Genomic DNA, 20,872 nt, shown 5'->3' on the forward strand with positions numbered 1-20,872 from the left:
CGCTGACCGGTCAGGCGGCCCGCGTCGTGCGCGCGGGCTCCGGCGGCCACCGCTCGTGCCAGCGCAGCTCCGCCTCCAGTTGGGCGGCGACGGACACCAGCAGCGGCTCGCTGTGGGCGGGCCCGAGGAGCTGGGCGCCCACGGGCAGACCGTCGCCGACGAACCCGGCCGGCACGTTCACGCCCGGCCAGCCCAGCACGTTCCACGGCCAGGCGTACGGGCAGGCGGCGATCATCGCCCGGTCCGTGGCCAGCCCGCCCAGCCGGTACAGGGCGCCGATCCGGGGCGGGGGCGCGGCCGTCGTGGGCGCGAGGACGAGGTCGTACGAGGCGAAGAAGCGGCCGATCCGCCGGTGCAGCACCGCCTCCGCGCGCCGGGCCGCCCGCAGCGGGGCCCCGTCGAGCAGCCGGCCGAGCCGGGCCGCGTCCCGGGTGCGCCGGTCGAGCAGCGCCGGGTCGGGGGCGTCCCGCACCCACTCGGCGATCCCCACGGTGGCCCGCGGCACGAACGTCAGCCCGATCTGCCCGTACGGCGGATCGGCCTCCTCCACGTCGTGCCCCAACCGCGCCAGCTCCTCGGCCAGTTCGGTGACCCGGGCGCGGATCTCCGGGTGCGGCCGGGTCCGCACGGTGGTGAACGGCGGCTTCAGGGACAGGGCGATCCGCAGCCGGCCCGGATCGCGGCCGACCGCGTCCGCCACCGTCAGGGCGGGCGGCCGGTGCGGGTCGCGTGCGTGGTTGCCGCTCGCCGCGTCCAGCAGCAGCGCCGCGTCGGCGACCGTGCGGGCGAGGGTGCCGTTGACCGTGATGCCCTGGAAGGACTCGCCGCGCGGCCAGGTGGAGATCCGGCCGCGCTGGGGCTTGATGCCGATCAGGCCGGTCCACGCGGCCGGGATGCGCACCGATCCGGCGCCGTCCGAGCCGAGCGCGGCGGGCACGAGTCCGGCCGCGACGGCCGCGGCCGAGCCCCCGGACGAACCGCCGGGCGTGTGCCCGGTGTGCCAGGGATTGCGGGTGTCCCCGAACGCCGGTCCCTCGGTGAACGGCCACTGCCCCAGCTCGCAGGTGTTCGTCTTGCCGACGATCACGGCACCGGCCGCGCGCAGCCGCCGTACCGCCTCCCCGTCCTCGGCGGCCGCGCGGAAGGCGCCCGCGCAGCCGAACGCGGTCGGTTCCCCGGCCACGTCCATGTCGTCCTTCACCGCGACCGGCACCCCGAGCAGCGGGCGCCGCGTCCCGGCGGCCGGCTCCCGGTCGGCGGCGTCCGCTTCGGCGAGCGCGGCCTCCGCCCGTACGATCCGGAAGGCGTTCAGCGTCGCTTGCGTCGCCTCGATCCGGGCCAACGCCCGTTCCACCAGCGCACGGGAGGTGACCTCCCCGGCGGCGAGCGCGCGGCGGGTCTCCACCAGACCGGCGGAACGGTCGTACGTCATGGCGCGGCCTCCGGAAGCCTGCGGGAGCGATGTCCTACTGAACGGTAACGTCGGATTCGGGCGCGCGTGCGGGTTTCGGCCGGATTGCCGTGGACGAGGGCGTGCCGGCGGCGCGCCCTCCCGACCTGCCGCGCCCCCTCGTCCCGTCGCGACCTGCGGTCCGCGTACCGGCCAGCGCACCCAGGTGCCGCACCAGCCCCAGCCCGGTCAGCAGCGCGACCAGGGCGCACACCCCCGGCCAGCCGCACCACCCGTAGGCGCGGGCGCCGAGCCAGGAACCGAGGCTGCCGCCCAGGTAGGCGCAGGTCATGTAGGCCGTGTTCAGGCGGCTGCGGGCGTCCGCGGCGAGGGCGTAGACGCGCACCTGGTTGGCTACCATGCCGGACTGCATGCCGACGTCCAGCAGCAGCGTGCCCGCCACCAGCGACAGCAGGCCGGGCGTGTGGCCGAGGGCGCCGGGGAGGAGGACGGCGGCGGAGGCGAGGACCGTCAGGAAGCAGACCAGGTTCACCGCGTCGGCGCCGTGCCGGTCCACCAGCCGGCCCGCGACCGGTGTGACGAGCATGGTCACCGCGTTGACCAGCGCGAGCAGCCCGACCGCGTCCGCGCCGAACCCGTACACCGGGCCCGTCAGCAGCAGCGCCACCCCGGTCCACACGGCGGAGAACCCGGCGAACACCGTCGCCTGGTACAGCGAGGAGCGGCGCAGGGCCGGTTCGGCGCACAGCAGGCGGACGGGCTCGGCCAGCAGACGCGGGTAGCGCTGCCGGGACGGCGGCGCGCTCGCCGGCAGCGCCCGCGCCAGGAGCACCGCCACCGCCAGGGTGAGCAGGGCCGCCAGCGCGTACGGCGCCCGCCAGCCCAGCCGGTCGCCGAGGGCGCCGCCGGCCGTGCGGGAGAGCAGCATGCCCGCGAGGGCCCCGCTCAGCAGCGTGCCGCCGACCGCGCCGCGCCGCTGCGCCGGGACCAGTCCGGCCGCCAGCGGGCCGGCCAGCGGGGCGATCACCGTGCTCGCCCCGGCCAGCACGCTCGCCGCGAGCAGCGGCGGCAGCGCGGGCGCGGCGGCAGCCGCGCACAGGGCGGCGCCGGTCACGGTGAGCAGGGTGACCAGCAGGCGGCGCGGCGGCAGCCGGTCGCCGAGCGGGACGAGCAGGAAGACGCCCGCCGCGTAACCGAACTGGGTCGCCGTCACCACGGCGGCCGCCGCGCCGGAGGAGACGCCGAGCCCCGAGGCCACGAGCGGGGCCACGGCCTGCGGGAAGTACACATTGCCGACCGCGACCCCGCAGGCCAGGGACAGCAGCGCGACGAGCCGCGGAGTACGCTGCCCGGTGTGGTGATCCGTGTGCCGATCCGTCATGTGCCCAAGTCCACGCCCCGCGCGGGCGGTTGGCGAACGATGTAGGCGGGGGCTGAATGATCAGCTTCCGGCTCGGGGCCGACGACCTCGCCGACACCCGGTTCGCGATCTCCCCGCTGAGCCAGCTGATGGAGAGCCTGCGCGTCCTGCGGGCCCCGGCACTGCACCCCTTGCACCGCGGCTGGCGCCGTACGGTGCTCGCCGCCCTCGACCCGGCCGACCTGCCCCTGCTGTCCGCCCTGGTCGGCCCCACGCTCGCCCTGCCCGACTTCCTGACGCCCCGGCCCACCGCGTACACCGCGACGCTTCAGGAGGAGCTGGCCGTCGTACGGGCCACGCCCCCGCAGGCCGTACGGCTCGACCTGCGCGCCGCGCACGCCCCGCGCCCGCTCCCCGCCGCGCTCCGGCAGGCCGGCGCGCCCGGTGACGGCCCCGTCCTCGAACTTCTCGACGCCCTCTGCTCGTTGCTGCGCCGCTACTGGCGCACGGCCCTGCTGCCGTACTGGCCGCGGATCCGGCTCGTGCTGGAGGCGGACATCACCCACCGCGCGGGACAGCTGGCGACCGGCGGCGCGCGGTCGCTGTTCGCCGGACTGCACCCCAATCTCGGCTGGCGCGACGGCGTCCTGACCATCGACAAGATGATCGGCCGGCACGCGGTCGACGGCGCCGGGCGGGGACTGCGGCTGGTCCCCTCGGTGTTCGCGCACAAGCCGGCGCCCCCGGTCAGCGCCGACGCGCCGCCCATGCTCGCCTATCCTGGCCGGGGCACCGCGACCCTGTGGGAACCGGAACCCGCCCCCGACGCCTCCGCGCTCACCGACCTGCTCGGCGCGCCACGGACCACCCTGCTGCGGCTGCTCGCGGAACCCCTGCCCACGGTGGAACTGGCCCGCCGGCTGGGCGTGACCCCGAGCGCCGTCTCCCAGCACCTGCGGGTCCTGTACGGCACGGGGCTGGTGACCCGCGCCCGGGACGGCCGCAGGGTACTGTACCGGCGCAGCGCGCTGGCCGAGACGCTGGTGTCGGGCGGGCCGCCCGTGCGCCCTTGACACCGGGGACGCGTCGTTGGTGCCGGACATGCGAAAAGGGGCCGGACGGATCCGGCCCCTTCGCGGCGGGTACGGCTCAGGCGGCCGCGGCCTCGCCCACGTTGCCGTGCAGACGCGCGACGACCTCGGTCAGCTGGGCGGCGACCTCGGCGTCGTCGGCCGGGTGGGTCTCGGCGAAGCGGGTCACCGAGCCGGGGATGGACAGCTTGATGTCCTCGATCACCTTGCCGCCGGCGATGCCCACGGCCTTGCGGGTCTCGTCCTGCGCCCACACGCCGCCGTACTGGCCGAACGCGGTGCCGATCACGGCGACGGGCTTGCCGCCGAAGGCGCTGGCGCCGTAGGGGCGGGACAGCCAGTCGATGGCGTTCTTCAGGACGGCCGGGATGGTGCCGTTGTACTCGGGGGAGAACAGCAGGAAGGCGTCGGCGCCCTGGGCGGCCTCACGCAGCTTGGTGGCGGCGGCCGGGACACTGCCCTCGACGTCGATGTCCTCGTTGTAGAAGGGGATGTCGGCCAGGCCCTCGAACAGCACGACGTCGGCGCCCTCGGGAGCGAGCTTGACGGCCGCCTCGGCGAGCTGGCGGTTGTGCGAGCCGGCGCGGAGGCTGCCGACGAGCGCGAGGATGCGAACAGACATGGGGTCTCCAGGGTGCTGAAACGTCGTCGTTACGATCCGGACCGGGGTCCGGTTAAGTTTGTATCACTCTAACCGGACCGCGGTCCAGTTTTGTTCCGGATGCTTTACGCTGTGTTCATGCCCAGCGCCCTGCCGCCCTTCCCGCCACCTCAAGAGTCCCTCGACGCCCCTCAGTTGCTTCAGGTGGGCGAGGGGCCCGAGGAGCCGTGCCTGCGTGCCGACGCGGCGCGCAACCGGGCCCGGCTGCTGGAGGCCGCCGCGCGGCTGATCGCCGAGCACGGCGTGGCCGGGGTCACCATGGAGGCGGTGGCGGCGGCGGCCCAGGTGGGCAAGGGGACGGTGTTCCGCCGGTTCGGCGACCGCACGGGACTGCTGATGGCCCTGCTGGACCACTCGGACCGCACGCTGCAGGCCGACTTCCTGTCCGGTCCGCCGCCGCTGGGGCCCGGGGCGCCCCCGCTGGACCGGCTCAGGGCGTTCGGCGTGGCGGTGCTGTACCGCTCGGTAGAGCGGCTCGACCTGCAGCTGGCCGCGCAGACGGAGCCGACCCGCCGGTTCTCCCACCCCGCGGTCACCGCGCTGCGCACGCACGTCACGATGCTGCTGCGGCAGATCGTGCCGGACGCCGACTGCGAACTGCTCGCCCAGACCCTGCTGAACTCCCTCGACCCGGCGCTGATCCACCACCAGACCAGGCAGTGCGGCATGCCCCTGCGGCGGCTGGAGGCCGGCTGGATCGACCTGGTCGCCCGCGTGACCCGCACCGACCCGCCCCGCTGAGCACCGGTCGGGCCACGGCGCTTCGGCGCGTGCGGCGCCGGGACCGCCGCAGGAGGAGACCCGTGCGGGCGCCCCACGGGGCCCGTCAGCCGTCGTGGCCCGTGAACATGTCGAGCAGTCCCTGCGGGGCGTCCGCGCGGAACAGCAGCCCGGCGCTGTGCGCCGACTGAGCCGCGGCGGTCTGCGCGCGCCGGAACATCCGCTCCTCGTAGGCGGTCAGCGCGGCCTCGGTGTCGCCGGGGTGGGCGGCCAGGGCGAGCCCCAGCTCGGCGCCGTCGAGCAGGGCCAGATTGGCGCCCTCGCCCGCGAACGGCGACATCAGATGGGCCGCGTCCCCGAGCAGCGTGACGCCCGGCGCCCGGTCCCAGCGGTGGCCGACCGGCAGGGCGTGGATCCGCCGGGGCACCAGCGCCCCGTCGGCGTCGGCGACCAGGGCCCGCAGGCTCTCGTCCCAGCCGTCGAACTCCTTCAGCACGGCCGCCTTCGCCGCCTCGGTGTCGCCGAAGTCGATGCCGTCCATCCAGTCCTCCGGCGCCTCGACGGCCGCGTACACATGCAGGCTGCCGTCCGTCTCGCGGTGCGCGAGAAAGCCCCGGCCCGCGCCCAGCGCGAAGAGCATCCCGCCGCCGACGACGGCCGCGCTCGCCGGATGGCGCCGGTCCGCCTCCAGCAGGTCGGCCTCGACGAAGGACACGCCCGTGTACGCGGGCCGGGCGGGGGAGAGCAGCGGGCGGATCCGGGACCAGGCGCCGTCCGCGCCGACCAGCAGGCCGGTGGTGAACGCCGTGCCGTCCGCGAGCGTCACCTCGTGCCGGCCGCCGCCCAGCGGCCGCGCGCCGGTGACCTTGGCGCCCCAGCGGACCGCGCCCTCGGGCAGCGAGCCGAGCAGCAGCTCGCGCAGGTCGCCGCGGTCGATCTCGGGCCGGCCGCCGGAGCCGTCGTCCTCCTCGGCGAGCCGCACGGTGGCGTGCCGGTCCAGGACCCGGACGGCCTGGCCGCCGGAGTGGACGCGCTCGAGGAACTGCTCGCGGAGTCCGGCGGCGCGCAGGGCCTCCTGGCCGGAGTCGTCGTGGATGTCCAGCATGCCGCCCTGGATCCGGGCGGCCGGTGAGGGGTCCAGGTCGAACAGGGCGGCCTCGATGCCGTGCACGCGCAGGACACGGGCGAGCGCGAGCCCGCCGAGCCCGGCGCCGACGACGGCTATCGGGTGGTGGGGGTGGCTGGTGGTCATGGGTTCTCCCCGTCGGGTCGGTCCGGTACGGCGGTGCGCTCGATGCCGTTGATCAAGGTCTGGAAGGTCCACGACAGGCGGGCCTCGGGGGTGCCCGAGAGCAGCGCGTCGGCGCTCGCGGCGATGTGCGGATGGGTGTCGGACGGGGCCTCGTGCAGGGCGCGGGACAGCGCCTGCCAGTCGCCCGCGGACTCCTCCCCGGCGTGTTCGGCGGCGGTCGCGGTGGCGTGCTGCAGCAGCAGGTCCACGCCCCAGGCGGCCTGGGCGCGCGGCACTCCGCCCGCGTGGAGCAGGTCCAGCAGGGTCTCAATGAGGCGCAGGTAGTTCGGCCCGCTGGGCCGTGCGGCCAGCGCGGAGCGGGCGAGGCTCGGATGCTCCAGCAGCATCGCCGTGCAGGCGACGAGCACCTTCTCCAGCCGCTCCCGCCAGTCGCCCTCGGCCGGGGCGGGGCCGACGGTGCCGAGCAGCTCGTCGAGGACGGCCGCGTGCAGCTCGTCGGTGCTGCGGACGTAGACGTACAGCGAGGCCGGACCGGTGTCCAGTTCCTGCGCCAGCCGTCGCATGGTCACCTTGCGCAGCCCTTCCGCGCGCAGGATCGCCACGGCGGCCGCGACGATGCCCTCACGGGTCAGGGCGGGCTTGGCGGGACGCTCGCGCCGGGAGCGGGGAGAAGCGGTCATGACCTGACCGTACCGAACATGTTCGTCGCGAACAAGTTCGTATCGAACATGTTCGCCAATGGGTCGACTCGCGGCGCCGATTTCGTCGAACGGTGAACCACGCCGCCCCGCCGCCGCCCGCGCCCCGCCGCTCTGCCAAGATGCCGTCTGTCATGGTGCAGATACCGAACCCGCCCACGAGTGCCGATGTGGCCCGCCTGGCGGGCGTCTCGCGCGCGACCGTGTCCTACGTCCTGAACAACACCAGCGCCGTACGGATCAGCGAACCGACGCGCCGGCGCGTGCGCGAGGCCGCGCGGGAGCTGGGGTACGTCCCGCACGCCGCCGCCCGCAGCCTGCGCGCCGGACACAGCCGTATGGTCCTCATGCCCGCCCCGGCGGTCCCGGCCGGCCCGCTCTACAGCGCCTTCCTCAACGAACTGCAGTGGGCGCTCGGCCGGCTCGACTACACCGTCGTGCAGTACGGCAGCGTCGGCCTGCGGGGCGACGAAGCCGCCCGCGCCTGGGCGGAGTTGCGCCCGGTCGCCGTCCTGGTGCCCGGCGCGGACCTCGGGCCGCAGGGCGTCGGCGTGCTCAAGCGCTCCGGCGCCCGGGCCGTGGTCACCCTCGGTCCCGGCCGGGTCGACGGCGCGCACGCCCTGCTGATGGACCACGACGCCGTCGGCCAGTGCGCGGGCGCCCATCTGTACGCGCGCGGCCGCCGCCGTATCGGTGTCGTGGTGCCCGAGGAGCCGGGTCTGGAGGCCTACTCGCGGCCCCGGCTCGCCGGTGTGCGCCAGGCGTTGCGCGGCACGGACGCCTCGGTGACCGGGCTGCCGCTCGCGTACACGGAGGAATCCGCGGCGCAACTCGCCGGAAGCTGGCGGAGGTTCGGGCTGGACGCGGTGTTCGCCTACAACGACGAGTACGCGATGCTCCTGATGCGCGCCCTGCAGGACGAGGGCCTGGCCATCCCCGAGGACGTGGCCGTGATCGGCGCGGACGACCTGATGCTCGGCCGGCTGCTGCGGCCCCGCCTGAGCACGGTGCACATCGAACTGCCCTCGGGCCGCGACCTCGCCGAACTGGTCGACCGGGCGGTCCGCGACCCCGGCGGCGAACCGGAGACGCACACGGTCCTGGGCGCCTCGGTGGTGCCGCGCGAGTCCACCTGAGGGTCTGGTGTGCGCCGGGGGAGTGTCCGGCGTGAGCGGGGTACACCTCCCGGTGAAAGCGGGTTCGGCACCGCTATTGGTTTCGCGCTCAACCAAATAGGGTCGGGGGAACCGTTCCGTACCGCCCGGCGACCGATCGGAGAGCCGTATGCCGCTGCTCGACCCGGAGGCCTGGCAGGCCCGCAGCCTGACCGGACCCGCCCACACCGTCACCGAGCCCGCCACCGGAGAGGCGCTCGGCACCGTCGCCCTCGCCGCTCCCGAGGACGTCGCCGGCGCCGCGCGAGCCGCCCGCGCCGCCCAGGCCGGCTGGGCCCGCGCCCCGCACTTCCAGCGCGCGCAGGTGCTGCGCCGGGCGGGGGACCTGTTCACCGAGCACGCCGGCGAGCTGCGCGAGTGGCTCGTGCGCGAGTCCGGATCCGTCCCCGGCAAGGCGGACTTCGAACTGCACGTGGCCGCCCAGGAGTGCTACGAGGCCGCCGCCCTCGCCTCCCGCCCCACCGGCCAGGTGCTGCCGAGCGAGGCGCCCCGGCTGTCGTACACCCGCCGGGTCCCGGTCGGGGTGGTGGGCGTGATCTCCCCGTTCAACGCGCCGCTGATCCTGTCCATCCGGTCCGTCGCGCCGGCCCTCGCGCTCGGCAACGCGGTCGTCCTCAAGCCCGATCCGCGCACCGCCGTCTGCGGCGGCCTCGCCCTCGCCGCCGTCTTCGCGGCGGCCGGCCTGCCCGAGGACCTGCTGCACGTGCTGCCCGGCGGCGCCGAGACGGGTGCGGCGCTGGTCGAGGACCCGCTCGTGCCCGTCATCTCCTTCACCGGGTCCACGGCGGCGGGCCGCGCCGTCGGCGAGGCGGCCGGCCGCCACCTCAAGCGCGCCCACCTGGAACTGGGCGGGAACTCGGCCCTGATCGTGCTGGAGGACGCCGACCTCGACGCCGTGATCTCCACGGCGGCCTGGGGGTCCTTCTTCCACCAGGGCCAGATCTGCATGACGACCGGCCGCCACCTCGTCCATGCCTCGCTGTACGACGAGTACGTCGAACGGCTCGCCGCCAAGGCGGACTCGCTGGCCGTCGGCGACCCGCACCGCGAGCAGGTCCACCTCGGCCCGGTCATCGACGCCGGACAGCTCGCCAAGATCGACGGCCTGGTCCGGGAGAGCACCGCCCGGGGTGCGAAACTCGCCGCGGGCGGCACCCACGAACGGCTCTTCTACCGGCCGACCGTGCTCGCCGGCACCGGCGAGCACACCCCGGCCTACACCGAGGAGGTCTTCGGCCCGGTCGCACCGGTCCGTTCCTTCACCACCGCCGACGAGGCGGCGGCGCTCGCCGCGGACAGCCCCTACGGCCTCTCCCTCGGCATCGTCAGCCGGGACACCGCGCGCGCCCTCGACCTCGCCGAACGGATCCCGACCGGCATCGTCCACGTCAACGACCAGACGGTGAACGACGAGGCGGTCGCCCCGTTCGGCGGCGTCGCCGCGTCCGGCACCGGCGCCCGCTTCGGCGGCGACGCCAACCTGGACGCCTTCACGGAGCTGCGCTGGACGACCGTACGCGGCGACGTGGCGCCGTACCCGTTCTAGGGACCGCCGGGACCCAGGAGACCGCCGGGCGGTCGCAGGGGACCTACTGGGCGGTGCCCGCCTGGCCCCCCTGTGCCTGCTGGGCCTCCTGGGTCGCGATGCTCTTGCGGACCTCGTCCATGTCCAGGTTCCGGGCCTGCCCGATGAGGTCCGTCAGCGCGGTCTCGGGCAGGGCGCCGGGCTGGGCGTAGACGGCGACCTTGTCGCGGACGATCATCAGCGTCGGGATCGACTGGATGCCGAAGGCCTGCGCCAGCTCCGGCTGGGCCTCGGTGTCCACCTTGGCGAAGACCAGGTCGGGGTTGTCCTCGGCGGCCTTCTCGTACACGGGTGCGAACTGGCGGCACGGCCCGCACCATTCGGCCCAGAAGTCGATCAGCACGAAGTCGTTGTCGGTGACCGTCTGGTCGAAGTTGTCCTTGGTCAGCTCCACGGTGCTGCTGCTCATGGCCGGGTCCCTCTTCCTGGTGTGGGGTGTGCCGACGGCGGAAACACGGCCGCCGGGCCGCCTATTCCACACGCGCACGTCTGTCGTTGGGCGCGCGTACCCATGTGGCCGTCGCGCACACCACCCACCAGACTGACCCCATGACGGAAACGGAATCCATCGCGTACGACGTCGTGGTGCTCGGGGCCGGGCCCGTGGGGGAGAACGTCGCCGACCGCACCCGCGCGGCCGGTCTCACCACCGCGGTCGTGGAGAGCGAACTGGTCGGCGGCGAGTGCTCCTACTGGGCGTGCATGCCCAGCAAGGCGCTGCTCCGGCCGGTGATCGCCCAGGCGGACGCCCGCCGCCTGCCCGGTCTCGCCCCCTCGGTCCAGGACCCGCTCGACGCCTCGGCCGTGCTCGCCCGCCGGGACGAGTACACCTCCCACTGGAAGGACGACGGCCAGGTCTCCTGGGTGAACGGCATCGGCGCCGAGCTGTACCGCGGCCACGGCCGGCTCGCCGGTCCCCGCACGGTCACCGTGACCGCGCCCGACGGCACCGTGACCACCCTCACCGCTCGGCACGCCGTCGCCGTGGCCACCGGCACCCGCGCCCAGCTGCCCGACCTGCCCGGCCTCGCGGAGGTCGAGCCGTGGACCAGCCGGGAGGCGACCAGCGCCAAGGCCGCCCCGGACCGGCTCATCGTCGTCGGCGGCGGTGTCGTCGCCACCGAGATGGCCACCGCCTGGCAGGCCCTCGGCTCCCGGGTGACCCTGCTGGTGCGCGGCAAGGGGCTGCTGAACCGCATGGAGCCGTTCGCCGGGGAACTGGTCGCCGAGGCGCTCAGCGAGGCGGGCGTGGACATCCGCACCGGGACCTCCGTGGAGTCCGTCACCCGTGAGAACGGCACGGTCGTCGCCGTCACCTCCGCGGGCGACCGGCTGGAGGCCGACGAGATCCTCTTCGCCACCGGCCGCGTCCCGCACACCGACGACATCGGCCTCGACACCGTCGGCCTGGAACCCGGCTCCTGGCTGGACGTGGACGACACCCTCCGGGTCACCGGCACCGACTGGCTGTACGCGGTCGGCGACGTCAACCACCGCGCCCTGCTCACCCATCAGGGCAAGTACCAGGCCCGTATCGCCGGCGCCGCCATCGCCGCCCGCGCGGCCGGCGACCCGGTGCCGGACGAGCCGTGGGGCGCGCACATGGCCACCGCCGACCACCACGCCGTACCGCAGGTGGTCTTCACCGACCCCGAGGCCGCCGCGGTCGGCCTGTCCCTCGCCGAGGCGGAGCAGGCCGGCCACCGGGTCCGCGCCGTCGACGTCGAGTTCTCCGCCGTCGCGGGCGCCGGACTGTACGGCGACGGCTACAAGGGCCGCGCCCGCATGGTGGTCGACCTGGAGGACGAGATCCTGCGCGGCGTGACCTTCGTCGGTCCCGGCGTCGGCGAACTCATCCACTCGGCCACCGTCGCCGTAGCCGGCCGTGTCCCCGTCAGCCGCCTGTGGCACGCGGTCCCGTCGTACCCGACGCTGAGCGAGGTGTGGCTGCGGCTGCTGGAGGCGTACCGCGACAACTGACCGCGAGGCCGGGGTGCGTCCGACGCGCTCCGGCATCCCGGTGCGGTTCGCCCGCGAGGGCCGAGGCGAGGCGGCGGAGCTAGGGCAGCGGGAAGCCGAGCGCCTCGGCCGCCGTATCCGGTGTCGGCCGGTTCCACAGGGCGGCGACCGCCTCGTTCGTGGACAGGGAGCGCAGTTCGGCGCGGTCCAGGTAGAGCGTGCCGTCCAGGTGGTCCGTCTCGTGCTGGACGATCCGCGCGGGCCACCCGCCAAGCACCTCGTCCAGCGCGCGGCCGTGCTCGTCCTCGCCGCGCAGCCGGACCTCGGCGTGCCGGGCCACCACCGCCTGCCAGCCCGGCACGCTCAGGCACCCCTCGAAGAACGCGGCACGCGCGGCGCCGACCGGCTCGTACACCGGGTTGACCAGGACCCGGAACGGCTGCGGGACCCGGCCCCGGGCCGCCGCGACCTCCTCGGGCACCGGCGCCGGATCCTCGATGACCGCAATCCTCAGCGGCACGCCGACCTGCGGCGCGGCGAGGCCCACACCGGGCGCGGCGTGCATGGTGACGCGCAGGGCCTCGACGAAGCGGGCGAGCAGGGCGGGGCCGAGCTGGCCGTCGTACGGCTCGGCCCCGCGCCGCAGCACCGGCTGCCCGGCGGCGACGATGGGCAAGGGCCCGCCGGCGGCGAGGAGTTCCTCGACCCGCTCGGCGAGCGGTGCGTGATCACGGGGAGCTGGCATCGCCTCAGCATGCCATGCGCCACCGGCATCGCCCTCGGCGCACGGCCGCCGGACCCGCGAGAGCGCGCCCGGCGTGAAGGCGGGGCCGGGCATGCGGCCCGTCACGCGTCTGAGCTCACCGCTGCGGGAAGTCGCCCGCGAGTGCGGAGGCGATGCGCAGATGCCGCTCGGCCTCCTCGTGCCGGGCCTGCCGCTGGAGCGTGCGGCCCAGCATCAGCCGGGCGTAGTGCTCCACCGGGTCACGCTCGACGATGACCCGCAACTCGGTTTCCGCCCGGCGCAGTTGAGCCGAGTGGTAGTAGGCGCGGGCCAGCAGCAGCCGGGGCCCGGTCTGCTCCGGCATCTCCTCGACCAGCCCGGTCAGCACCCGCGCCGCCCCCGCGTAGTCCTTGGCGTCGAAGAACTGCCGCGCGCGCTCCCAGCGCTCGGCCGGCGTGCCGTGGTCGTAGTACGCGGTCTCCCGTTGCGTCTCCACTCGTGACCTCCTTCGACGGCCACAACGGAACGCGATTGTTGAATATTCCACCAACCCGGCGTCGGGGCGCCGCCCGGCCCGGGCGGCGCCCCGGTACGGCTACTTGAGCTCGATCACCAGGCCGAAGTCGTTGCCCCGGTGCCAGCCGGTGATGATCTCCGGGCTGTGGTGGGTGTCGTCGGCCCAGCTGTAGAAGTGCTGCCAGGTCACGTCATCGCCGTACCAGTGGTTGTAGTCCGTCTCCGCGTATGCCTGGACGGCCTTGCCGTCGTGCTTGGTGTCCCACAGGTAGAACGCGCCGGAGGCGTACGACGTGCCGTTGACCTTCTTGGTGCACTCCTTGTACTTGGCGGAGCCGCCGTTGATGTGGATCTCCTTCCACCCGGAGCACTTGTTGGCCGCGGCCTGCGCCTCGTGGGCGACCGGCGCGGCGGTCGCGGCCGGGGCGGCGGCGAGCCCGCCCGCCAGGGCGAGTCCGGCGGCTGCGAGGGCGATGCGCTTGCGGGACAGCATGGTGGTTCCTTTCCGTCGGCCGGCGGGCGGTCCCCCGGGTGGGTCCCTCCGGCCCGTCGGCACGCCACCACCGTGCCCGGCCGCCCCGGTCCGCCCCAACGGCCTGCGGCTGAATGAGGCTCAGACGGGATCCCGCGCCGCTGACCTGCACAGACGCCGGCCATGCTGGGCACGCGGCGGGACGGCTGTCCGCCCCGCTCCGGCCGTGCGCGAGGGGCGGGCCGGCCGGTGCTCAGTCGCCGGCGGCCACCTGTGCGGCGAGGAAGTCCAGCAGGGCGGTGTTGAAGGACTCGGGCTGCTCGGCGCCCGGCAGGTGTCCCGCCTTCTCCACGACGGTCAGGGTGGCGTGGGGGACGAGCCGGTGGATCGCCTCGGCGTCCGCGACCGGCGTGAAGACGTCGTCCGCTCCGACGACGATGAGAACCGGCGCCGTGACGGCGGCCAACGTGTCCTGGTAGTCGGGGCGTTCGGCCCGTCCCCGCAGGGCCGCCGCCGCCCCGCGCGGATCGGCGGCGCGCATCATGCCCAGCACGCGCGCGGCGACATCGGGCATCGCGGCGACGTTGTACGAGGCCAGCATCTTGTCGATCACCTCGTCCGCGTAGCCGTCCATCCCCTCGGCGAGGAGCCGGTCGGCCAGCCGGTTGCGGAACTCCTTGCCCTCGTCGGTCTCGGCGGGGGCGGAGGTGTCCGACAGGACCAGGGCCCGCACCCGCCGCGGGTGCCGGAGCTGGAACTCCATGGTGATCTGACCGCCCATCGAGACACCGCCGACCACCGCCCGCTCGATGCCCAGATGGTCGAGGAGCGCGGCGAGGTCGTCGGCGAAGTCGGCGAGGAGGACCTTGCCGGGGGTGACGCTGCTGCGGCCGTATCCGCGCAGATCGGGGGTGATGGCCCGGTATCCGGCCTCGGCCAGCGCCGCGGCCTGGGGCGCCCACAGGGTGCGGTCGAAGGGATGCCCGTGGATCAGGAGGACCGGCAGCCCGCCCGACGGTCCGAGATCGTCGTAGTGGAGGGTGGCGCCCCGCAGGGTCGCGGTCTTGGACTTGGACACACTGGCTCCATGATCGGCTGGTCGGCTCCTCGGCAGGCCGTGTCAGCCTAGACCTTGCCCCCGGGGGCAAGGTCAACTCCGCGGCCCGCGGCCCCGCCCGCCGAGCGTCCGAGGGACGGCCGTTCAGGTGATTCGCGCCGTCTCCCTCTCCGTGCCGGTGCAGGGGAAACGTGACTCAACCGACCTGTCCGCACACGCGATTGCATCACAAGGTAAGTGGCATATTCACCCGTATCCGGACAAACTGAATCCGCCGGTTCGTGATCAGGAACATCCCCGTTCTAGAGGAGAGCGCATGGCGGAGCAGTCCTCCGAGGTCCTGTCGGAGCCGGACGAAGCTGCCGCCGCCTCAAGCCGGGCGGAGACCGAGACGAAGCTCGCCCAGGCGCTGGCCGGCCTGCTGGGCGCCGAAACCGTCCCGGTCGACGGCCACTTCTTCACCGATCTGGGCGCCAACTCCCTGGTCATGGCCCAGTTCTGCGCCCGGATACGGAAGAGGGCGGATCTGCCGTCCCCGTCCATGCGGGACATCTACCGGCACCCCACGATCCAGAGCCTGGCGGCGGCTCTCGAACACACCGCCCCCGCCGCCCCGGCCCCCGCCCCTTCGGCGCCGGCACGCCTGCCGTCGTCGGAGCCGGAGACCGTGCCGGTGCCGGAGCCGACCAGGAACCGGTGGACCCACCTCCTGTGCGGGACCTTCCAGTTGGTGGCCTTCCTGGGCTACTCCCTCGTCTCCGGATTCGTCACCGCCACCGGGTACGAGTGGATCGCCAGCGGTTCGGGCGTGGCCGACGTCTATCTGCGGTCGGTCGTGTTCGGAGGCGTCGGGTTCGTCGCCGTGTGCGCGTTCCCGGTCGTCGCCAAGTGGCTGCTCATCGGCCGTTGGCGGCCGGGGGAGTTCCCCGTGTGGGGCCTGACGTATGTGCGCTTCTGGCTCGTCAAGGCGCTGCTGCACGCCAATCCGATGGTCTTCCTCACCGGCACTCCGCTGTACGCGCTGTATCTGCGGGCCCTCGGCGCGCGCGTCGGCAAGGGCGTCACGATCCTGTCCCGCACCGTCCCGGTCTGCACCGACCTGCTGACGATCGGCGCGGGCACGGTGATCCGCAAGGATTCGTTCTTCCTCGGCTACCGGGCCCACGCGGGCCGCATCCAGACCGGCCGGGTCATGCTCGGCCGCGATGTCTTCGTCGGCGAGAAGACCGTCCTGGACATCGACACGTCGATGGGTGACGGCGCCCAGCTCGGCCACGCGTCCTCCCTGCACCGCGGCCAGGCGGTCCCGGACGGCGAGCGCTGGCACGGATCACCGGCGGAGCCCACGCGGACCGACTACGCCAGGGTCCCGCCGGCCCGGTGCGGCACCGCGCGCCGGGCCTGGTTCGGCCTCGGCACCCTGCTGCAACTCTTCCTGCTGTACGTCCCGTTGGTCGTCGGCGGGGCGTACATGCTGTTCACCGAGGTACCGGCGATCGGCAACCGGCTCGACCCGCAGACGGCCGCGCTGTCCCGGTCGCAGTTGCTCTCCGACGCGCTGGTGCTCTCCCTCGTGCTGTTCTTCGGGTGCGCCGCCCTGGGACTGCTGGCCCTGTGCACCGTCCCGCGTCTGCTGGGTCTGGTCGTCAGGCCCGGCAAGGTCTATCCGCTCTACGGACTCCACTACGCGCTGCACCGGGCCACGGCCCGCATGACCAACGTCAAGTTCTTCGCCTGGCTCTTCGGAGACAGCTCCTACATCGTGCCCTACCTGCGCGGCATCGGATACGACCTCTCGCGGGTGGAGCAGACCGGGTCGAACTTCGGCACCGAAGTGCAGCACGAGACGCCGCTGCTGGTCTCCGTCGGCAGCGGGACGATGGTCGCGGACGGCCTCTCGATCGTCAACGCGGACTACTCCAGCACGTCGTTCCGGCTGTCCCGGGTGTCGATCGGCCCGCGCAACTTCCTGGGCAACAACATCGCCTATCCGGCGGGCGGCCGGACGGGCGACAACTGCCTGCTCGCGACGAAGGTGATGATCCCGCTCGACGGCGAAGTCCGCGAAGGCGTCGGGCTGCTCGGCTCACCGTGCTTCGAGATCCCCCGCTCGGTGGACCGCGACGCACGGTTCGACCACCTCCGCCAGGGCGACGCCTTCCGCCGCCGGCTCGCCGCGAAGAACCGCTACAACCTCCGCTCCATGCTGCTGATGCTGCTCGTGCGCTGGCTGCACACCTTCGCGCTCACCCTGCTGGGCCTCGCCTCCGTGGACCTGTACGGCCTGGCCGGACACGTGGTGATCGCCGGGTACCTGGCGATCACGCTCGCCTTCTCCACCGCGTACTTCGTCCTGGTGGAGCGCTGCATCACCGCGTTCCGTCCGCTGCGCCCCCGGCTGTGCTCCATCTACGACCCGTACTTCTGGTGGCACGAGCGGCTGTGGAAGGTGCCGACCCAGTTCCTCAACGTCTACAACGGAACCCCCTTCAAGAGCCTGGTCTGGCGGCTGCTGGGGGTGCGCATCGGCCGCGGGGTGTTCGACGACGGCTGCTATCTGACCGAGCGGACCCTCACCGCCATCGGCGACGGGTGCACCCTCAACGCCGGCAGCAAGATCCAGTGCCACTCGCAGGAGGACGGCACCTTCAAGTCCGACCGGACCACGCTCGGCGCCGGCTGCACGCTCGGCGTCGGCGCCCATGTGCACTACGGCGTGGCCATGGGCGACGGCGCGGTGCTGGCCCCCGACTCCTTCCTCATGAAGGGCGAGGAAGTCCCCCCTAACGCGACGTGGGGCGGCAATCCCGCGGTGGACATGCCGCAGGGCGGCGGCCGGCCCCGCGGAACCGGCCGGGCAACGCCGACCGCCGACGCCGCCACGGCGACCGTGAGCTGAGGAAGGCCATTCGATGGAGACGTGCGTGGAAGCGGACCGGGAGTTCTGGAGCCGGGTACTGACCGCCGGCGGTGTCACCACGGTGCCCCGCTGGGTCCGGGAGCCGGCCGCGGGAACCGCCGAGCACGAGATGCCCGTGCCGGCCGAGGTGACGCAGGCGGTGCGGGAACTGGTCCGGCACCGGGGGACGCCGGTCAGCGCCCTGATGCTGGCCGCACACCTGAAGGTGCTGGCCGTGCTGTCCGGCGAGCCGGACGTGGTCACCGGCTACACCACCGGCGTGCGCGGCGAGCCGCTGCCGTGCCGGGCGACCGTCCCATCGGGGTCCTGGCACGCCCTGCTGGCCGCCGCCGCGCACGCCGAGGCGGAGGTACTGGCGCACCGGGAGTTCCCGGTGGAGAAGCTGCGCCGGGAACTCGGCCTGACCCGGCCGCCGTACGAGGTCGTGTTCGGTCCCCTCGGAGCCGACGAGAGCCACGCCGACGACGGCGCCCTGCAGGTGCGCTGGTCCGACCGGGGCGGCCGGCTGACGCTGCGCCTGCGCCACCGCACCGACGTACTCGACGCCACGGCCGCCGCGCGCATCGGCGGCTACCACCTCACGGCGCTCAGGCTGATGACGGCCGATCCGGCCGCCGACCACACCCGGCAGAGCCTGCTGCCGGCCGAGGAGGTGCGGGAGCAGCTGGAAGGCCTGGCCGGGCCCCGCCGGCCGCTGCCGGACACCCGGGTGCACGAACTGTTCGAGCAGCGCGTACGGGCGCATCCGCAGGCCGTCGCGGCCGCGCACCGCGAGCGGGAATGGACGTACGACGAGCTGAACCGGCGCGCGAACCGGCTGGCGCGAGCGCTGCTGGCACGCGGCCTGGGCCGGGAGGACGTGGTCGCCGTCGTCACCGAACGCGACCTCGACTGGCTCGCCGCGGTGCTGGCCGTGTTCAAGGCGGGCGGCACCTACCTGCCGATCGAGCCGCACTTCCCGGCCGGGCGCATCGCGGCGACGCTGTCCCGCGCGGGCTGCCGGCTGGTCCTGACCGAGTCCGGCAGCACCGGCGCCCTCGACCAGGCGCTGGCCACGCTCCCGGACGTCGGGACACTGCGCGTCGACACCGCCTACGGCGAAGGGCACGCCGACCACGACCTCGGCGTCCAGGTGAACTCCGGTGACCTCGCCTATGTCTACTTCACGTCCGGCTCCACCGGCGAGCCCAAGGGAGCGATGTGCGAGCACGCGGGCATGCTCAACCACCTCCACGCCAAGATCGACGACCTGGCGCTCGGCGAGGGATGCGTGGTGGCGCAGACGGCGCCGCAGTGCTTCGACATCTCCCTGTGGCAGCTCCTGGCCCCGCTGCTGGCCGGCGGGCGCACCCTGCTGGTCGAGCAGGACGCGATCACGGACGTGGAGCGGTTCGTCGACACACTGGAGCGCGGCCGGGTCACCGTGGCGCAGCTCGTGCCCTCCTACCTGGAGGTCGTGGTCTCGTATCTGGAGCGGCACCCGCGCACCCTGCCGGACCTGCGGTGCGTGTCGGTGACCGGCGAGGCGCTGAAACGGGAGCTGGTCCAGCGCTGGTTCGCCGTCCGGCCGGACATCGGGCTGCTCAACGCCTACGGGCTGACCGAGACGTCGGACGACACCAACCACGAACTCCTCACCGAGGTGCCCGAGCGGGTGCTGCTCGGACGGCCCGTCAACAACGTCCGCGTCTACGTCGTGGACGAGCACCTGTCCCTGGTCCCGCTCGGCGCCCCCGGACTGATCGCGTTCTCCGGTGTCTGCGTCGGCCGCGGATACGTCAACGACCCCGAGCGCACCCGCGAGGCCTACCGCACGGACCCGTACCGGCCGGGTGAACGGCTCTACCTCGGCGGGGACTGGGGACGCTGGCATCCCGGCGGCAAGCTGGAGTTCCTGGGCCGCCGGGACAGCCAGGTCAAGATCCGCGGATTCCGGATCGAGATCGGCGAGATCGAGAACGCGCTGCTGCGCGTGGACGGCGTGCGCGACGGCGCGGTGGTCGTCGCCGAGCGGCCCGGCGGCGGCAAGCAGCTGATCGCCTATTGCACCGGGCGACGGCAGCCGCCTCAGACCCTGCGCGAGGCGCTCGCCGCGACACTGCCCGACTACATGGTCCCGTCGGCCTTCCACTGGCAGGAGAGCCTTCCGCTGACCGCCAACGGCAAAATCGACCGCAAGGCCCTGACCACCCGGGCCGAAGCAGCCGCACCGGAAGCGGAGGCGGGGGACGACAGCGGCCGGCTCACCCCGACCGAGCGGCGGCTGGCCGCGGCCTGGGCCGAACTGCTGGGAGTGCCCGAGCAGCAGATCGGCCGCACGGCCCACTTCTTCGACTGCGGCGGCACCTCCCTGACCGCGGTCAGGCTCACCCTCGCCCTCGACCGCGCGGTGTCCCTCAAGGACATCACCCGGCATCCCGTGCTCGCGGACCTGGCCGCCCTCATCGACGGTACGGCCCGGCGCCGCCCGGACCTGCTGGTGCCCCTGTCCGGCGCGAGCGGCGCGCCGCAGTCCGTGCTGGTGTGCTTCCCGTACGCGGGCGGCAACGCGGTCAACTACCAGCCGATGGCGAGCGCGCTGGCGGCCGTCGGCGTGGCGGTCCTCGCCGTCGACCTCCCCGGTCACCACCTGGCCGAGCACCCGGAGCCGTTCGCGCCGATCGAGGAGGTGGCCGAGCAGGTCGCCGCCGAGATCACCGCCCGTGGCCTGAACCGGGTCATGCTGTGGGGCCATTCCTCGGGCGCCGCACCGGCGATGGAGACAGCCAGGAGACTCGGGCGGCGAGGCGTGCGCGTGACGCGCCTGTTCCTCGCCGCGCACCTGCTCGGCACGGCCGACGGCCGGCACGCCGCCGCCGAGGAACTGGCGCACCTCAGCGACGCCGAGATCGCGCAGCGGCTGACCCGGGACGCCGGATACGCCGAACTGGCCGAGCTGAACGAGCGGCACGCCGCACACATCGGCGCGTCCTACCGGCACGACTGCCTGTGCGCACACCGCTACTTCCAGCAGGCCCTGCAGACGCCACCGGAAAAACTGTCCGCACCGGTCACGGTGGTCGTCGCCGCCGACGACCCGCACACCGCCGGCCACGCCGACCGGCACCGGGACTGGCTGCTGCTGGCCGAACACGTCGACCTGCACGAACTCGCCGACGGCGGCCACTACTTCCTGCGCACCCGTCCGGCCGACGCGGCCCGGGCCGTGCTGAAGACCGTCGTACCCCTCGCCTCCTCCTGAGCCCGTCGCACCACCGGGCGGCCCACCGAA

General features: G+C 74.0%; 17 protein-coding genes. 7 read left to right on the forward strand and 10 right to left on the reverse strand.

From position 1 onward, the window contains the following. Positions 1–10: 10 nt before the first annotated feature. Together AB0950_RS26705 and AB0950_RS26710 are read right to left on the reverse strand one after the other, a co-directional pair. Positions 11–1,432 carry an amidase gene (locus AB0950_RS26705; protein WP_366779562.1) on the reverse strand — a complete coding sequence of 474 codons (1,422 nt, stop codon included), beginning with the start codon at positions 1,430–1,432 and terminating at the stop codon, positions 11–13. Positions 1,433–1,466: 34 nt separating this feature from the next. Then, positions 1,467–2,792, reverse strand: a complete 1,326-nt coding sequence (locus tag AB0950_RS26710; RefSeq protein ID WP_366779563.1) for an MFS transporter — start codon at positions 2,790–2,792, stop codon at positions 1,467–1,469. A gap of 56 nt (positions 2,793–2,848) precedes the next feature. Here AB0950_RS26710 and AB0950_RS26715 point away from each other — a divergent pair, with 56 nt between their 5' ends. Next, a complete protein-coding gene (locus AB0950_RS26715; RefSeq protein WP_366779564.1) occupies positions 2,849–3,844 on the forward strand; it encodes a DUF5937 family protein in 996 nt (331 codons plus the stop codon). Positions 3,845–3,920: 76 nt separating this feature from the next. Here the strand turns inward: AB0950_RS26715 and AB0950_RS26720 are convergent, their stop codons facing one another. After that, on the reverse strand, positions 3,921–4,484 hold the full coding sequence (locus AB0950_RS26720; protein ID WP_360159769.1) for an NAD(P)H-dependent oxidoreductase: 564 nt from the start codon (positions 4,482–4,484) through the stop codon (positions 3,921–3,923). 99 nt (positions 4,485–4,583) lie between these two features. On the opposite strand from AB0950_RS26720, the gene AB0950_RS26725 reads away from it, so the two are divergent. Continuing rightward, the gene (locus AB0950_RS26725; protein WP_360159771.1) at positions 4,584–5,264 is read left to right on the forward strand and encodes a helix-turn-helix domain-containing protein; all 681 of its coding nucleotides are present in this window, start codon (positions 4,584–4,586) and stop codon (positions 5,262–5,264) included. 85 nt (positions 5,265–5,349) lie between these two features. Here the strand turns inward: AB0950_RS26725 and AB0950_RS26730 are convergent, their stop codons facing one another. After that, positions 5,350–6,495, reverse strand: a complete 1,146-nt coding sequence (locus tag AB0950_RS26730) for an NAD(P)/FAD-dependent oxidoreductase (protein ID WP_366779566.1) — start codon at positions 6,493–6,495, stop codon at positions 5,350–5,352. Further along, positions 6,492–7,175 (reverse strand): TetR/AcrR family transcriptional regulator, encoded by a 684-nt coding sequence (locus tag AB0950_RS26735; protein WP_366779567.1) that lies wholly within the window; start codon positions 7,173–7,175, stop codon positions 6,492–6,494. The genes AB0950_RS26730 and AB0950_RS26735 overlap by 4 nt, the downstream gene beginning before the upstream one ends. A gap of 152 nt (positions 7,176–7,327) precedes the next feature. Here AB0950_RS26735 and AB0950_RS26740 point away from each other — a divergent pair, with 152 nt between their 5' ends. Together AB0950_RS26740 and AB0950_RS26745 are read left to right on the forward strand one after the other, a co-directional pair. After that, positions 7,328–8,329, forward strand: coding sequence for a LacI family DNA-binding transcriptional regulator (locus tag AB0950_RS26740; RefSeq protein ID WP_366779568.1), 1,002 nt, complete (start codon positions 7,328–7,330; stop codon positions 8,327–8,329). Positions 8,330–8,477: 148 nt separating this feature from the next. Continuing rightward, positions 8,478–9,914, forward strand: coding sequence for an aldehyde dehydrogenase family protein (locus tag AB0950_RS26745; RefSeq protein WP_366779569.1), 1,437 nt, complete (start codon positions 8,478–8,480; stop codon positions 9,912–9,914). 43 nt (positions 9,915–9,957) lie between these two features. Here AB0950_RS26745 and trxA read toward each other — a convergent pair whose 3' ends face one another. Beyond that, complete coding sequence (trxA, locus tag AB0950_RS26750) at positions 9,958–10,362, reverse strand: thioredoxin (RefSeq protein ID WP_360159781.1); 405 nt, start codon at positions 10,360–10,362, stop codon at positions 9,958–9,960. A 140-nt stretch (positions 10,363–10,502) separates the two neighbouring features. Between trxA and AB0950_RS26755 the strand changes: the two genes are divergently transcribed. Further along, positions 10,503–11,933, forward strand: coding sequence for an NAD(P)/FAD-dependent oxidoreductase (locus AB0950_RS26755; RefSeq protein WP_360159783.1), 1,431 nt, complete (start codon positions 10,503–10,505; stop codon positions 11,931–11,933). A gap of 79 nt (positions 11,934–12,012) precedes the next feature. On the opposite strand, the gene AB0950_RS26760 is transcribed toward AB0950_RS26755, so the two are convergent. The 4 genes from AB0950_RS26760 to AB0950_RS26775 all read right to left on the reverse strand — a co-directional run bounded on the left by AB0950_RS26760 (position 12,013) and on the right by AB0950_RS26775 (position 14,702). After that, positions 12,013–12,657, reverse strand: coding sequence for a peptide deformylase (locus tag AB0950_RS26760; RefSeq protein ID WP_366779570.1), 645 nt, complete (start codon positions 12,655–12,657; stop codon positions 12,013–12,015). 115 nt (positions 12,658–12,772) lie between these two features. Further along, positions 12,773–13,132, reverse strand: a complete 360-nt coding sequence (locus AB0950_RS26765) for a tetratricopeptide repeat protein (RefSeq protein WP_360574418.1) — start codon at positions 13,130–13,132, stop codon at positions 12,773–12,775. 99 nt (positions 13,133–13,231) lie between these two features. Then, complete coding sequence (locus tag AB0950_RS26770; protein WP_360574420.1) at positions 13,232–13,645, reverse strand: hypothetical protein; 414 nt, start codon at positions 13,643–13,645, stop codon at positions 13,232–13,234. Between the two features lie 232 nt (positions 13,646–13,877). Next, positions 13,878–14,702, reverse strand: a complete 825-nt coding sequence (locus tag AB0950_RS26775; RefSeq protein ID WP_360159791.1) for an alpha/beta fold hydrolase — start codon at positions 14,700–14,702, stop codon at positions 13,878–13,880. Between the two features lie 295 nt (positions 14,703–14,997). Here AB0950_RS26775 and AB0950_RS26780 point away from each other — a divergent pair, with 295 nt between their 5' ends. Both AB0950_RS26780 and AB0950_RS26785 read left to right on the forward strand, forming a co-directional pair. Further along, complete coding sequence (locus AB0950_RS26780; RefSeq protein ID WP_366779571.1) at positions 14,998–17,580, forward strand: Pls/PosA family non-ribosomal peptide synthetase; 2,583 nt, start codon at positions 14,998–15,000, stop codon at positions 17,578–17,580. 13 nt (positions 17,581–17,593) lie between these two features. After that, positions 17,594–20,842 carry an amino acid adenylation domain-containing protein gene (locus AB0950_RS26785; RefSeq protein ID WP_366779572.1) on the forward strand — a complete coding sequence of 1,083 codons (3,249 nt, stop codon included), beginning with the start codon at positions 17,594–17,596 and terminating at the stop codon, positions 20,840–20,842. Positions 20,843–20,872: the final 30 nt, after the last annotated feature.

This window comes from Streptomyces sp. NPDC007189 (assembly GCF_040703635.1).
In the GTDB taxonomy this organism is placed as follows: domain Bacteria; phylum Actinomycetota; class Actinomycetes; order Streptomycetales; family Streptomycetaceae; genus Streptomyces.